General features: G+C 65.9%; 12 protein-coding genes and 2 pseudogenes. 7 read left to right on the top strand and 7 right to left on the bottom strand.

Translation table 11 applies throughout. From position 1 onward, the window contains the following. Positions 1-73: 73 nt before the first annotated feature. The 4 genes and pseudogenes from JMJ55_RS27755 to JMJ55_RS27770 form a co-directional block, all read right to left on the bottom strand. The gene (locus tag JMJ55_RS27755; protein ID WP_202828859.1) at positions 74-256 is read right to left on the bottom strand and encodes a type II toxin-antitoxin system ParD family antitoxin; all 183 of its coding nucleotides are present in this window, start codon (positions 254-256) and stop codon (positions 74-76) included. Positions 257-341: 85 nt separating this feature from the next. After that, positions 342-1,088 (bottom strand): Crp/Fnr family transcriptional regulator, encoded by a 747-nt coding sequence (locus JMJ55_RS27760; protein WP_202828860.1) that lies wholly within the window; start codon positions 1,086-1,088, stop codon positions 342-344. 957 nt (positions 1,089-2,045) lie between these two features. After that, the gene (locus JMJ55_RS27765; protein ID WP_202828861.1) at positions 2,046-2,207 is read right to left on the bottom strand and encodes a hypothetical protein; all 162 of its coding nucleotides are present in this window, start codon (positions 2,205-2,207) and stop codon (positions 2,046-2,048) included. An 819-nt stretch (positions 2,208-3,026) separates the two neighbouring features. Further along, a pseudogene (locus JMJ55_RS27770) lies at positions 3,027-4,087 on the bottom strand (IS630 family transposase). 216 nt (positions 4,088-4,303) lie between these two features. Here JMJ55_RS27770 and JMJ55_RS27775 point away from each other — a divergent pair. Both JMJ55_RS27775 and JMJ55_RS27780 read left to right on the top strand, forming a co-directional pair. Further along, entirely contained in the window at positions 4,304-4,459 is a 156-nt protein-coding gene (locus JMJ55_RS27775) for a hypothetical protein (RefSeq protein ID WP_202828862.1), read from the top strand. Between the two features lie 390 nt (positions 4,460-4,849). Next, positions 4,850-5,476, top strand: coding sequence for a TerC family protein (locus JMJ55_RS27780; protein ID WP_202828863.1), 627 nt, complete (start codon positions 4,850-4,852; stop codon positions 5,474-5,476). A 150-nt stretch (positions 5,477-5,626) separates the two neighbouring features. On the opposite strand, the gene JMJ55_RS27785 is transcribed toward JMJ55_RS27780, so the two are convergent. Then, the gene (locus JMJ55_RS27785; RefSeq protein WP_236034156.1) at positions 5,627-6,472 is read right to left on the bottom strand and encodes an IS5 family transposase; all 846 of its coding nucleotides are present in this window, start codon (positions 6,470-6,472) and stop codon (positions 5,627-5,629) included. Between JMJ55_RS27785 and JMJ55_RS27790 the strand changes: the two are divergent. Beyond that, a pseudogene (locus tag JMJ55_RS27790) lies at positions 6,444-6,542 on the top strand (IS6 family transposase); the annotation flags it as partial. The gene JMJ55_RS27785 and the pseudogene JMJ55_RS27790 sit on opposite strands and share 29 nt — an antisense overlap. 32 nt (positions 6,543-6,574) lie before the next feature. Further along, positions 6,575-7,804: a hypothetical protein gene (locus tag JMJ55_RS27795; RefSeq protein WP_202828865.1), complete on the top strand. Its 1,230-nt coding sequence runs from the start codon at positions 6,575-6,577 to the stop codon at positions 7,802-7,804. Here the strand turns inward: JMJ55_RS27795 and JMJ55_RS27800 are convergent. Both JMJ55_RS27800 and JMJ55_RS27805 read right to left on the bottom strand, forming a co-directional pair. Continuing rightward, positions 7,785-8,483 carry an IS6 family transposase gene (locus JMJ55_RS27800; protein WP_328702793.1) on the bottom strand — a complete coding sequence of 233 codons (699 nt, stop codon included), beginning with the start codon at positions 8,481-8,483 and terminating at the stop codon, positions 7,785-7,787. The genes JMJ55_RS27795 and JMJ55_RS27800 overlap by 20 nt on opposite strands. Before the next feature lie 130 nt (positions 8,484-8,613). Further along, positions 8,614-10,761 carry a histidine kinase gene (locus JMJ55_RS27805; protein ID WP_202828867.1) on the bottom strand — a complete coding sequence of 716 codons (2,148 nt, stop codon included), beginning with the start codon at positions 10,759-10,761 and terminating at the stop codon, positions 8,614-8,616. Between the two features lie 265 nt (positions 10,762-11,026). On the opposite strand from JMJ55_RS27805, the gene JMJ55_RS27810 reads away from it, so the two are divergent. From JMJ55_RS27810 to JMJ55_RS27820, 3 genes are all read left to right on the top strand, one after another. Continuing rightward, positions 11,027-11,665 (top strand): response regulator transcription factor, encoded by a 639-nt coding sequence (locus tag JMJ55_RS27810; protein WP_236034152.1) that lies wholly within the window; start codon positions 11,027-11,029, stop codon positions 11,663-11,665. A gap of 235 nt (positions 11,666-11,900) precedes the next feature. Beyond that, on the top strand, positions 11,901-12,848 hold the full coding sequence (locus tag JMJ55_RS27815; RefSeq protein ID WP_202828869.1) for a formylglycine-generating enzyme family protein: 948 nt from the start codon (positions 11,901-11,903) through the stop codon (positions 12,846-12,848). Next, the gene (locus JMJ55_RS27820; protein ID WP_202828870.1) at positions 12,845-14,530 is read left to right on the top strand and encodes an arylsulfatase; all 1,686 of its coding nucleotides are present in this window, start codon (positions 12,845-12,847) and stop codon (positions 14,528-14,530) included. The genes JMJ55_RS27815 and JMJ55_RS27820 overlap by 4 nt, the downstream gene beginning before the upstream one ends. The last annotated feature ends 9 nt before the right edge of the window (positions 14,531-14,539 follow it).

A 14,539-nucleotide genomic window follows, 5' to 3' on the forward strand; every position in this document is an offset into this window, starting at 1 on the left:
CCAGCGTATTCGGTACCATCCTGACGACCGTCACGGCCTGACCACTCAGCCGCAAAAGTCCGGGGGTGGGTAATTACAGGATACCTGATCGGCCAACAGAGCCCGGTCCTTGAGCCGTCAGGTCACGCTCGAGCAGGCGCAGGCCAGCCCGCATCACCTCGCTCGCGCTGCGGAAGCGGCCGGAGGCGACCTGCTCCTCGACAAAGCCGCAGAAATGTTCAGTCAGCGCAACGCTCAGGGTATGCTTGCTTGGCATGGTTCCTCAGCGCGCGACCCGATGAGAAGGGTGCGAACCTTCCATACCGAGAGCATCACGCCTTCGCCATTGAGCGGGAGCGGCATCAGCGCCAATAGGGCCGGGTTGCCCCCGGCGGCGGCCCAATCAGACTGTCATAGGCCCGCCGCGCCACGCCGTAGCACTCGCACGACGCCGCCTCGAGGCCTGGCCGGTCCGTGATCTCGATCCGGCCCCGCCCGTAGCAGATCAACTCGGCCTTCTGCAAAGCGATGGCGGTCACGGTCACCCCGGCGCGGCGCACTCCGAGCATCATGCTCAGGAACTCATGCGTCATCGGGAACTCGTCACCCTCGGCCCGGTCGTGCGCCATCAGCAGCCAGCGGGCAAGGCGCTGGTCCGTGTGGTGCCGCCCATTGCAGGCCGCCGTGCGGGCTACCTGCCCATGATGGGCCAGCGCATAGCGAAGCAGGAGGGTGCGGAGGGCGGGGATGGTCTCCACGGCCTCGCGGAACGCCGCCGCATCCATCCGCAGCGCGGTGCCGGCACACTGCACCATCGCCTCAAGGTCGTCGCTGTCGCCGCCGAGCAGAACCGGCAACCCGACCATGCCCTCGCGCCCGATCAGCCCGACCTCGGCGGCGTCGCCGTCCTCCATATAGGCCAGCATCGAGGCCCAGCTGGTTTCCGGGAAGTAGACGGCGGTGATGGGCTTTTCCGGCTCTTGCAGGATTTCGCGGAGGCCGAGTTCAACCGGCTCCAGTCGGGGCCAGAGCCGGGAGAGATCCTCCGGCGACAGAGCCGCGAGCAAGCGGTTGCGGGTATGCGGCAACGATGGGTCGGGGGGTGCCATCTAGGGCTCCTGCGACAGGGGTGTCGGCGGGAGCTCTGGCTACTCTCGGCCGCCTGCGCCGGAGGGCGTCAGCAGGCGATGGGCTGCCTATGGTGCCGCGAGGGACCGGTGTCGATGCTAAACCGTACGCTCAGCTGAAGGCGGGTTGGCCATCATGGCTTTCGGCGATGCTTGCCCCGCCGATCCGAGCTATCGCCCAGATGCCGGCCATAGCGGGGAGAAAGCATCGCTACCTTACCGTGCGGGGTGGTTTATCGCAACTGAGGATGCGGCGGCGTCAGCCCTTTCCCATTGCTCGTCGCACCCCGACATCCACGGCATGAGCTCGCCGCCGAAGATCACGCCCGAGGAGCGCCGGCGCCGCACCGCGGATCAGCTGAAGACCATCCGGTTACGGTTGGCGATTGGCCGCGAGTTGGACGACCGGCGCATCACCACGCCCGCTGGGGTCGGCGCCGCCCTCGGGATGCGACCGGCCGAGGCGACTTCCCAGCCGCGCAGGTCAGCCTTGGTAACCGCCGCTAGCCGGTAGAGCGCAGCGACGCTTGGCTGCTCGAGAACAAGCGCCTTGGGCTTTGCTATGGCCGGCTCGGCTTTTGTTGCCCAGTCACTGCTTCAGGCGGCTTGCATATTTTTGGTTGCATCCAAACTCGCTCAGGGTTTCTGAAAACCGCCTCTAGGGATCCTTGATGCAGTGCTTCTTCTGCTTTCGCGGGGTGGCTACAGGTGACGCCCTCTTCTGGATCAACTCGAAAGATGCGAAGGGGATTTGGGTCTGTCGAGAGCACCGGGACCTGCCTGACATCTCAGGCGAGCCAGAGGTGGAGAGGACTGTCTCGCGCATCTCGCCTGACAACGCCCAGCGCTCCAAATAATCCGCTCACCTGACCGGGGCACGGGATGGGAAGCGGCTCCGTGATCCTGGCGCTGCACGAGGTAACAGCGGCGAATAAAATTTCACCACGGCCCAGGCTCGGGCGGCGACGGACGGATGTCCCACGACACGTCGGCGTCCCCCTCCAGCGAAAACCGCACCTTGAGGCCGCAAATTTGAACAGGAGCGTTCCTGGCAGCGGCCTTCTGGGCTTGTGCCAGTATTTCCATCATGTCGCGCTCCATGCGGCTCCGGGTGGCAGCTGGGACGCGGGTTTCGTCATCTGACTGGGGCAACTCCGGACCCCTGTAGGCTACGAGACGTATCCAAAGCCCCGTTCGCCCAACGCATGGCGAGTTCGTCGACCGCAATGCGGACTGCGAGGCTCACGACGATAATCGCAGCGGTACCGATCACAAAGGCGACCATGGCAAAGCTCCTATGCCGGTCCCCTCCCCTCACTTACCTGCATGGTGCACTGCAGCATAACGCCAAAGCAAGCCAAAAGGGCAGCATCCCTGTCCTTTGTGTTCTAGTATGTGACGAGCGGACCGGCTTCAACCTTGGTGCAAGGCGCTAGCGGATCTCCTTCGTTTCAATCCGAAATGGTCTCGATCGAAAAATTAGGAGGTGATTTAGCCCGGTGGCTGTGGGGCGGAGGCGGAGCCTTGCGCTGTAAGAAATAATGGCTTGCCGGCCGGCTCCATAACCCGCTGATTGGCCACCACGGAGTTTCACCTGCGAAGTTGGTTCGCGGACCGTCCACAAGGTCGGCTTTGCAGGCCCAGGGCACTATTGAGTGCATACCGCGTTCCGGAACCCCTGATCAATTTTGTCAGGGCTCGCGCAAGTAGGGCCGTTTGGCCGGCTCGAGCAGGGCTGATAGGCTCCTGGGACGGCGAGACCGGCCGCATGATGACCTTCAAAGAGGCTGACCGCCTTGCTTCGGCGCCCTTACCAAGACTGGTGTGATGTTTAACTGCCAGGGGCGTGTCTGTCCCGAGTTCGCGCCATATGGCTCGGCGGAGCTTCGCGGGTAGGTTCCCTGACGAATGCGCTCGCACCTAGTGCAGTGATTCATTCGGAAGGTAAGGCAGCCGGTCGAGTTTGGCGAGGATGGCACCGGCGGGCTTGGTCCAAACGAATGGGCTCGACGTGGCGTTGTACTCGCGGACGGTACGGGCGATGGCTTGCTTGAGATCGACGACGGATTGGAACACCCCTCGTCGCAAGCGCCTTCGGCTCAGCGCTGAGAAGAAGTTTCGACAGCATTGATCCAGGAGGCCGAGGTCGGGGTGAAGTGGAACACCCACCGCAGGTGCCGCTCCAGCCAGGCGCGTACCCTGGGATGCTTGTGGGTGGCGTAGTTGTCGGCGATGGCGTGGATCGGCTTGCCTGCGGGTACGGCGCGCTCCACGGCGTTAAGGAAGCGGACAAACTCCTGGTGCCGGTGCTGCGGCATGCAGCGGCCCAGCACGGTGCTGTCTTGGACATTGAGCGCGGCAAACAAGGTGGTGACGCCGTTGCGCTTGTAATCATGGGTCATGGTGCCGCACTTGCCTGGCTTGAGCGGCAATCCGGGCTGGGTACGGTCGAGCGCCTGGATTTGCGGCTTCTCGTCGGTGGACAGCACCACGGTCTGCATCGGCGGATCCATGTAAAGGCCGACGATGTCCTCGACCTTCTCGGCGAAGGCCGGATCGTTGGACCGCTTGAAGCTGCGCAGCCGGTGCGGCCGCAGCCGATGGGCATCCCAGATGCGCTGCACCGAGCGCAGGCTGATGCCGCTGGCCTGCGCCATCGCCCGGCCGGTCCAGTGGGTGGCCTGACCTTGCGGCTTGGGGCAGGTGAGCGCCAGCACCTTCGCCACGGTCGCGGTCGGCACCGGCGCCCTGCCAGGTGGGCGGGTCTTGTCGCGCAGCAGGCTGTCCACCCCAGCCTGGGCGTAGCGCGCCTGCCAGCGCCATACCGCCGGTCGGCTTGCCGCAGCCTTACGGGCAATCTCGGCAACGGAAAGCCGGTCGGCGGACAGCAGGATGATCCGAGCACGCTGGACGTGCTTCTGCGGGCGGTTCCGGTCAGCGGTGATCGCCGCCAGTCGCGCACGATCACCAGCATCGAGAATGACGCATACTTCCTAGGCTATTCGCCCAACTTGGCATGCCTCAGCAGGCGCGCGAATTGTCCGTCTGTATCACTGCACTAGTTCTGATCTGGTCTGTTGGCACACTACCTCGGAAGTTCTCAAGGACTTCAGAGTGGCGCGGCCATTTTTCCTTGAATAACGTTGAGGTAAATTCTAAACTACATACAATCAATGAAGATGTCGATGGAGGTTTCCATGCCAGTCCTCGACTCCCATGAAATTGCCGCCTGGGCTCTGATCGTCAGCGGCATCGCCTATGCAGCCGTCGCCTCCTACGGGCCTGCCACCGCGGCCATAGCGGCGGCGCTTGCAGCGATCGCGGTCAAATCGGCCTTGATCGGCTTCACCTAAGACCCAGGCAGCACACTCTGCGCGGGGCTCAGCGATGCCGACCGACCGATGCCGGATGCACGGCGGCGGCGCCAATGGCCCAGTTACCGCCGCAAGGCTTCAACGATGTCGGCAGGTCCGAATGACGCATGACTGGCACGGTGTTAAGGTTCGCCAAGCGGCCCATAAGCGAGGCCAGGCACGCTAGGTGATGGCGTGCGCTGGAACTGCTGCTGCGATGATGATCGCAATTAGCGGTCGAATGCACCGGGGCCTAAGCAGCGGTCCGACCTCACCGGCGCTGCCCAAGCTGGCTTTACGAGATGAGATTCAAGCAGCGCTGCTCCTCGCTGGGATTGGCCTACTGCACCTTACGGTTTTAGCAGCCGCTTCCAACGCTAGGAATCTGCCGTGAACCTTTCTTTCTTGCCACCAGACCTCGTTGCTTTGGCAGGTGTCCTTCTCGTGGACATTGCCCTTGCTGGGGACAACGCCGTCGTTGTTGGCATGGCTGCTGCCGGCCTAGCCCCGGAGCAGCGTCGCCTGGCACTCCTTTGGGGCATCGGCGCCGCAACCGCGATGCGGATCGGCTTCTCACTAATCACGACGCAGTTGCTGACAATCATAGGGCTCACCCTCGCAGGAGGCATTCTGCTGCTTTGGGTCTGCTGGAGGATGTTCCGTGAGTTGCGGCACGCCCACCTGGCCGCAGGAACGAATACGCCAGGAACGGACGATGAAGCCACGAACGGCATGCCGCGCAAAACCCTACACCAAGCTGTCGTACAGATCCTCGTTGCAGACGTCTCGATGAGCCTTGACAATGTGCTGGCCGTCGCTGGGCTAGCGAGGGACCACCTATGGGTACTCGTGGTCGGGCTTGCGGCGTCGGTTGTTATGATGGGGATCGCTGCCACAATTATTGCTCGGCTGCTGGGCAGATATCCTTGGATCTCCTGGATTGGCCTCCTGGTGATCCTTTACGTAGCACTGGAGATGATCTGGACCGGCTGGCACGAGGTGGCTGACACCTTGTAGCCACCACCCACGCCCGAACCGCCGCAGCGTAACTCTGTTGCACGGGTCGGCGGACCGGGCATATTGAGCCCCACCCGATTCCAGGTCATGCGGTCCGGACGTACTCCGGGCGTCCGAGGTCCAGCATTCGGTTCAGCATATCCGCCGCGATCACCACTTCGGTCGCTTGGCGCCCGGCTGTGTGGAAGCGCAGCCCTTCGCCGACGACCCGCTCCAGTGCGAGATGTCAGACTCCACCAAGGCGCGCCAGCCGTACCCCGACGCCCGCTGCCAACCCATGCGGCCGCGCTTGGCAATACATCGCAGATGCGCATCGCGCCGCGTCCGTGCAGTCTCTGCGGCTGCACTCGGCACTGCGTTGGCGCGCGGCGGCACGATGACGGCCGCCTCGGGATGCCGCGCCCCGACCTCGGCATAGACATCGTTGCGGTCGTAGGGGCCGTCGCCGGTCAAGGCTGCCACCGGCCCATCCACCTGGTCGAGCAAGGGACCGACCTGGGAGCCATCGTCGGCATCCCGGTCGGTCAGCACTGAGGCGACGATCTCGCCGGTGTCGGCGTCGGTGGTGAGGTGGAGCACCTTCCATGCGCGGCGCCGCTTGGTGCCGTGCTTCTCCTCCAGCCAGCCGCCGGGCCCGCACAGCCGCAGCCCGGTGCTGTCCACCAGCAGGTGCACTGGCTTGCCGCCGCAGCGCGGCCGCGCCACCTCCAGCGCCTCGGCCCGGCGGCTCAGGGTCGAATGGTCCGGCACCGCGAGATCGAGGCCGAGCAACTGCAAGATGGAGCCGATCAGCCCCTCAGTTTGGCGCAACGCCAGGCTGAACACGGACCGCAGCGTCAGGGCGGTTGCGATCGCCAGGGCCGAGTACTTCGGCTGGGCGCCCCAGCCGCTGCGCGCTTCGGCGCGCCAGCCCTCGACCCCCGCCTCGGAGAACCACACGGTCAGACTGCCGCGGGACGCTTCGCGGCTACGGCAATGCAAGTACCTCAATAACATAGTGGAACAAGACCATCGGCGCGTGAAACGCCTGGTCAGACCGGGGCTGGGCTTCGGCAGTTTCCATACCCACGCCTCCGTGCCGCAACGAAGGAGCAGGTCATGCATGCTGGACTGCCGGCGGAGGCGTGGTTCACCGGGATCGAGGCGGTTGACTTCCTGTCAAGCGAGGCGGAACTCCTCGCCACGCTGCGCCGCCTGTTGCTGACCTCCGGCAGCGCGACGCGGGCGCCCGAAGCGTGGTGCGACGAGCACCGGATCGGGTTCGGCTCCATCCATGCCGAACGCGACGCCTGCCAACACGCGCGCCCCGACGAACTGCTCGATGCCCTTGTCCTCGCCCCCGGCGAGGCGCTACGGCACCGGCGCGTCACGCTGACCCGTGGCGAGGTAGAGCTCTCCGACTGCGACCTCTTGTGGCTGCCGGCGCGCCTCGATCCCGCGATGGTCGCCGAGATCGAGAAGACCAACACGCCCTTCGGCGCCATCATTGCCCCGCTCCGCCCGAAGCGACGCACCCTGTTCGAGGCCACGCTGCCGGCTGGCGGCGCACACGTGCTGGAGCACCGGGCGGTCGTTCTCGGCGGTTTCGGAGAGTGCCGGCGCATCGCCGCAGGGCGGGAACTCCACCGCGCAGCGCTGGTGCCGCCTCGCCCCACACCTTTCCGCCCCCTTCGGAGGCATGACGCCATGGACTGGACGCGCGTTGCCCTCCTCGCCGCGGCGCTGTGCGTCCCGCTCGGTGCGTCGGCGGCGCGCGAGACGGACTACACACAGGACGCCTCGCTCGCCTACGCGCCCCTCGGCGGCGAGCCAGGCTGCCTAGCAAGGGGATTGCTCAGCAGCTCGCCGGGCAGGACCGCGGGTACTGCCGTTAGCGCCGGCGGCGACCTTATCGCCTTTTGCCGCCCGCGTGCCTGGGCCGCCGAGCCCTACTTCTACTCGTCAGGGGCAGCCGAAATCCCTACGACATTCGGCCAGGTCGTCCTGCACATGCACGAGCAGCGCGCAACCGGGGCGAGGAGCGCGGACGAGCTGCGAGCGGCGATGCGTCGCGCAGGCGAGGTCTGCGGCGAAGGCGTCGCGTCGGTATCCGCCGAAGTGCCAGGACAGAACCGGGCACCAGGAAACCCACCCGCGCGGATTAGCGTCGGTGTCGAGCGCCTGACGATCACTCCGGTGCTCCTGCCGAGCGGCGCACCCGCTCCGGCCGGGCTTCTCCCGGGTCTGCTCGCTAAGCCCCGGGCGGTTACGGTGCAAAGTTTGCGGCAGGCTGTGAATGGCTGTGACAAGCTCCAGATCAGGCAGCGACCTAAAACAGCTCGGCAATGAAGGTGGCTTGCGCCCGCATGTCTCGTCCGCCAACCTTTCGAACCTGCCCCTTCCTGATCATCGCCATGGCCTCGTAGCCCGCCAGCGTTCGTCGTGCGGTATGGAAACTGCCGAAGCCCAGCCCCGGTCTGACCAGGCGTTTCACGCGCCGATGGTCTTGTTCCACTATGTTATTGAGGTACTTGCATTGCCGTAGCCGCGAGCGTCGCCACAGCTCGCCGTCCTCTTTCATCTGTTCGACAGCGCAGGGGTAAGCTGGGTTCTTGTCCACGGTGATGGTGCGCGGGTTCACCGTATGCGGCTGGCCCAGCGCCTTGCGGAAGAAGCACTTCGCGGCCTCCACGTCCCGCTCGGCCGAGAGCAGAAAGTCGATCGTCTGGCCGCGGCTGTCCACCGCCCGATACAGATAGCTCCAGCGGCCCTTCACTCGAACATAGGTCTCGTCGACCCTCCATGAGCCGTTGCTCGAGCGCAGGTGCGGCCGGATCCGCTTCTCGATCTCCCGCGCGTAGGTCTGGACCCAGCGGAAGATGGTGGTGTGTGCGATCTCTACGCTGCGGTCGGCCAGCATGAGTTCGAGATCGCGATAGCTCACCGGGAACATGAGATACCAGCGGACCGCCCAGAGGATCACCTCTGCAGTGAACTGCCGCCCCTTGAAGGACTGATCCGGCCTCACCGAGGCCACTCGCCGCCGTCTCGCCATGCCGAGGTTTGTACCTGCTCGAGAATGCTCCGCAAGCTCACAACGGAACCTCCTGAACCACCCGGCAGAACCGGTCGGTGTCGGGCGCATCTGGTCCGCCGGATCAGGCCGGGTCGGCGGCCGGATGCCGCGGCCTCGGAGGCACCCCATCGAGGCCGAGCGTGACACCGGCTGGGACCCACGCCTCGACGATCGTGCCGCCCGGATCGGCCGGCCGCACCACCAAGCGGCCGCCGAGTTGGCGCATGCGCTCCCGCATGCCGACCAGCCCAACCCCGAAGACGATGGGGTCTCTGTCGTCCTCCGCCGGGAGCGCCCGCACGCCTGCGAACCCGCGGCCGTTGTCCTGCACGGCTAGCAGTACCGTACTTGGTCCGTGGTCCGCCGGCCTATCCTTAGCCACCGTCAGTCTCACCTGCACTTGGCTGCCGCCAGAGTGGCGGTGCGCGTTGCCGAGCGCCTCCTGCGCCACTCGGAACAGCGCGGCCTCGATCTCCTGGGACATGCGATGGTCCGTCAGCCCGGGGTCCACCTCGACGATGACTGCGAGGCCGCTGCGTCGCTCGAGACCCTTCGCGTACCACCTTAGCGCCGCGGGCAACCCCATCTCGTCGAGCAGGGGGGGATGGAGAAGATAGGCGAGCGTGCGGATCTCCCGCTGGCTTTCCTCGATCAGCGACAGCGTTTCCTCGACCGCATCGTCCGCCTCCGTTGTGAGCTCCGACGACACAGTACGAACTCGCGCAGCGGCGAAGCTAGCACCGACGAGGATCTGCGCTGTACTGTCGTGAAGCTCGCGTGCGATCCGGCGCCTCTCATCGTCCTGTAGTGTCAGGAGCCTGCCGCCGAGGCCACGGAGCGCCGCTTCGGCCCGCCGGCGATCGGTGACGTCCCGCGCGCTGCCCAGAAGCCGGACCACGCGCCCGCTGACTGGGTCGCGCACCGGGGCCAGACTGGTCTCCCAGTTATGCCGACCGGTGGGCAGATCAAGGCTCTCGTCGTAGCGCAGCGCGATCCCGGTCTCGACGCAGCGTCGACACCTCTCAACCAACGGTGTCGCCATCGCCAACGGAAGGCACTCTCGTGGCTCGCGGCCCACAACCGACCAGGACCGAAGGCCACTCAGCCGCTCGTGCGCCGGATTCAGCCCCTCGAAGGTAAATTTGTCACCCTCAACGGAGAGCACGAACAGCGCCTCTCCGGTGTGCTGCCAATAGGTACGGTACTGCATTTCCGCCTCGCGTTGGCGAGTACGGGCCTGGGCCACGAACGTATGCAGCACCTGGATTGGGCGATCGGCCCCACGGGCCACCAGCATCGTCAGCGCGACGGCAGCGATGGCGAGTGCCGCCCCCCCAGCGATGAGCAGGCGGACGGTACGGTGGACCGGCGCGGTTTCAGCATTCCAGGGCACCTCGATGAACGCCGTCCAGTCCGACATCGGCGAGCGAGCGAAGGCGACTAGGACGGGTGCGCCGTCACGGTCGCCGATGAAGATGCCTTGCGCCTTGGGGTCGCGGAGCCGCTCCATCCATGCCTCGGGAACGGCCGGACCGGCCGGCCTTTCGATCATCCGTGCGTGCGCGACCGTAGCCCGATACTTGTCGACGAGGATACCGCGCCATCCCGACTGCAACGGCAGCTCCTCGAGAATGCGGGTGATACGCCGATCTGACAGGACGGTATCAAAGAGATGCGCGACTTTGTCGTCGATTAGGACCGGGATCGTGACTGCGACGACATGCATCTGTGCCAAGGCCCCCCAGACCACCGGGCTGACCACGAGCTGGGGCGCTGCGAAGACGCGCCCCAAGGTTGCCTGAGTTCCAGCATTGAAGTCGGCGATACTTGGCAGGGGAGCACCGAACGGCCGGCGCGTGTTCAGCAATTGCCGTTCCCGGTCCCAGAGGACGAACCACGTCTCGTCAGGAAGGGGCGTCGCGGCGAGCTGGTCGTGAAATGCCGCGAGGTTGTTCGCGCGCAGCGCTGGCGAGGTGGCGAGCGCTTCCATCCGCGCGATTGAGGCCGCGATCTCCCGGTCGGCCGCACCGGCAATGGCGAGCGCGACCATCAGCGCACCATCCTCGATAGACCGTTGCTCGAGCGAGGCACGATGCAGCGCCAGCCCCGTCGCAAGACCAAGGCCGCCGACGATGCACAGAACGGCTAGCACGATGAGCCTTACCCGCATTCTTACGGTCGGCGCAGCCTCCGGGCCCGGTTGGCTTTCGGGTAGTGCCGCCTGGTCCATGGCAGTAGCCTCCCCAGCGCGGCCGCCATAGCACCACATGCGTACGGCCAAAGCGACGACGCAACCAACCACCTATATCGACAAATCGCGATGGCCTCCGGTTCAGTGGGGTTAATGGGCCCATCGGGCTAGCCCCAGGCGCCGGAGATCGGAACACCTAGGCCGTCCATCAGTGTTTTGGCCAATGCCGCGCGGCGGCGCCGGGTGCTAGGCCTTCGGTATGCCCTGCCCGGCAGCGACCGCCACTCGCCGAAGGGAACAGAACTTGGTCCGCATCCTCCTGGCCGACGACCACGACATCGTGCGCCATGGCCTGCGGGACATGATCGCGCGGCACCCGGGTTGGGAGGTGTGCGGCGAGGCGCGCAACGGCCGTGAGGCCATCGACATGGTGGCCGCGCTCAGGCCCGATGTCGCCGTTGTGGACATGGTCTTACCCGACCTTGACGGGATTGCAGTGACCCAGGCGATCCGGGTGGCTAGTCCCGCGACCGAGGTGCTGGTGTTCACCATGCACGCGTCCGAGGACTTGGCCGCCGCCGTTCTCGCTGCGGGCGGTCGCGGATGCCTGCTCAAGTCTGTCGCCGTGCGATCGGTCGTGACCGCGATCGAGACCGTCGCCGCGCACCGGCCCTACTTCCCGCCCGACGCCCCCGACGCAGTACGCGACCACCTCCGCCGTACCTCCGCGGGTGCCGAGGCGCTACGGCTGCTCTCACCCCGCGAGCGTGAGGTCGTCCGGCTTCTCGCCGAGGGCCTCGACCGCCGCGCGGTCGCCACGCATCTCGGCATCGGCGAGCGGACGGTGAAGGCGCACCAGGAGGCGGTGATGCTGAAGACCGGCGCGCGCTCCGTCGCCGACCTCGTGCGCTACGCCCTGCGCAACGGCATCGTCGGGTCCTGAGGACCCGGTCGGGCCTCCTCGGCAATCGCCATCACGTCCTATCGGGAATTTGGCCGATGCCAGCCACCCCTCGCGCCGTCGCAGATTAACGAAAGGCTAGGTCGGACGCCGATCCCCTTCTCCGGGGGCGCCGCGACCCGCGCCGCGGAGGCCCGCACACCCGATGACGCCGACGCAGCACCAGCGACCCTGCCCGCGGGCTCCCGGAGGAGGAGGCGCCGCAGCCGCGGACGGAATGCGGCGGATCCCCGGCGGGGAATTCCTGATGGGCTCCGACCGGCACTACCCGGAGGAGCGGCCGGCGCACCGGGCCCGGGTCGACGGATTTCTGGCCGACGCTACTGCTGTCACCAACGCCGCCTTCGCCGCCTTCGTCGCAGCCACGGGCTACGTCACAGTCGCCGAACGCCCGCTCGACCCCGCGCTCTACCCCGGCGCGCACCCCGAGGCTCTCAGGCCGGGCTCGCTGGTGTTCCGCATGACGGACGGGCCCGTGGACACCAGAGATTACCGCAACTGGTGGACCTGGACGCCGGGGGCCTCCTGGAGGCACCCGGAGGGGCCCGGCAGCACAGTCATCGGCCGCAAAGACCACCCCGTGGTCCAGGTCGCCTTTGAGGACGCTGAGGCCTACGCCGCCTGGGCCGGCAAGGCGCTGCCGACCGAGGCGGAGTGGGAGCTCGCCGCCCGCGGCGGACTCGATGGCGCGGAGTTCGCCTGGGGGGACGAGCTGACGCCGGGCGGCGTGCACCTCGCCAATACATGGCAGGGCCCGTTCCCCTGGCGGGACTTCACGGCCGACGGCTTCGCGGGCACCTGCCCCGTCCGGAGCTATCCCCCCAACGGCCACGGCCTATTCGAGGTGTGCGGGAACGTCTGGGAGTGGACGACCGACTGGTGGGTCGGGGGCCATGTGCCAACCGATCTGGTCAAGCCAGACTGTTGTTCTCCTGCGGATCCGCGCGGCCCAACGGCGGAGGCCTCCTTCGATCCCGCTCAGCCGGCCATCCGCATTCCGCGGAAGGTGGTCAAGGGCGGCTCATTCCTCTGCGCGCCGAGCTACTGCCGACGCTACCGCCCGGCGGCGCGCCACGCGCAGATGGTGGACACCGGCATGAGCCACATCGGCTTCCGCTGCGTCCGCCGCGGCATCCCCATATCCCAAGGAGATCAATCCAAATGACCAAGGAGAGCAACGGCCGCTCGCGTCGCGCCATGCTGCTTGGAGGTGCGGCTAGTCTGGCTGCCGGCACAGTCAGTGGTCTGCAGGTAGCACAGGCACAGCAACGTCCGGCGACGCAGGCCCAGGCTCCGGTACCGACTCCCGTGCCGCCGTCCGCGGCGGCGGGTGCACGCCGGCCAAACATTCTGGTGATCTGGGGGGATGACGTCGGCGTCCACAACATCAGTGCCTACAATCATGGAATCATGGGCTATCGCACGCCCAACATCGACCGCATCGCGCGCGAGGGCGCGATGTTCACCGACAGCTATGCGCAGCAGTCCTGCACCGCTGGCCGAGCTTCCTTCATCCTGGGACAACACCCGTTTCGCACTGGCCTGCTCACTATCGGCATGCCCGGCAGCGAGCACGGCATCCCTGACTGGACACCGACGATTGCGACGCTGCTGAAGGAACGCGGTTACGCCACAGCGCAATACGGCAAAAACCACCTTGGCGACCGCGACAAGCACCTCCCAACCAACAACGGCTTCGACGAATTCTTCGGCAACCTCTACCACCTCAATGCCGAGGAGGAGCCGCAGACCTATTACTACCCGCGCGACCCGGAGTTCCGCCGCAACTTCGGCCCGCGCGGCGTCATCCGCTCACGCCGTAATGCCGATGGTACAGTCCAGATCGAGGATACGGGGCCGCTCTCTGTTGAGCGCATGCCCACGGTGGACGAGGAGTTCCTCACTGCCGGGCTCGATTTTATGGACCGCCAGGCACGCGCGAACACGCCCTTTTTCCTGTGGTTCAACAGCACGCGCATGCACATCTGGACCCACCTGAAGAAGGAGAGTTACGGCCGCACCGGCGTCGGAATCTACCCGGATGGCATGGTCGAGCACGATGGCCACGTCGGGCAAATCCTACAGAAGCTCGATGAACTCGGGATCGCCGATAACACCATCGTTGTTTATGGCACCGATAACGGCGCCGAAACCGTCTCCTGGCCAGACGGCGGTACCACGCCATTTTACAGCGAGAAGGGAACTACCTGGGAGGGCGGCTTCCGCGTGCCGCAGATGATCCGCTGGCCTGGCGTGGTTCGTCCGGGGACGATCATCAACGACATCATGTCGCACGAGGACTGGATGCCGACGCTGTTGGCCGCAGCCGGCGAGCCCAACATCGTAGAAAAGCTGAAAACTGGTCACCAAGCGATGGGGCGGACCTGGCGCATCCATGCGGACGGCTTCAACTTCGTGCCCTTCCTCCGTGGCGAGCAACCGAAGGGACCGCGCGATGCGATCTACTATTTCAGCCAGGGCGGCGATCTGAATGCAGTGCGCTGGAACGACTGGAAGGTCCACTTCGCGATTCAACAGGGTAACATCGCCACCGGCGTGCGCAATGTGCCGAGCTGGCCAATGGTCGTGAACCTGCGTGCTGACCCTTACGAGAAAGCTCCGCACGAGGCGCAACTCGGTTACCTGCGTTGGTATGCCGACAACATGTGGCTGTTCGTGCCAGTGCAAGCGAAGGTTAAGGAGTTTGTCACAACAATCCCCGATTACCCGTTCGCGTCGGGCGCCACACTGAACGCGGCTGGCTTTAACTACAACACGCTACGCGCCCAAGATGCACTCCAGCGGCTTCGCCAACTCGAGAGCTTCTCGGTGCCGGTGGGACGCTGAACCGATGCT

The sequence above is a fragment of the Belnapia mucosa genome, from assembly GCF_016775475.1.
Lineage (GTDB): Bacteria > Pseudomonadota > Alphaproteobacteria > Acetobacterales > Acetobacteraceae > Belnapia > Belnapia mucosa.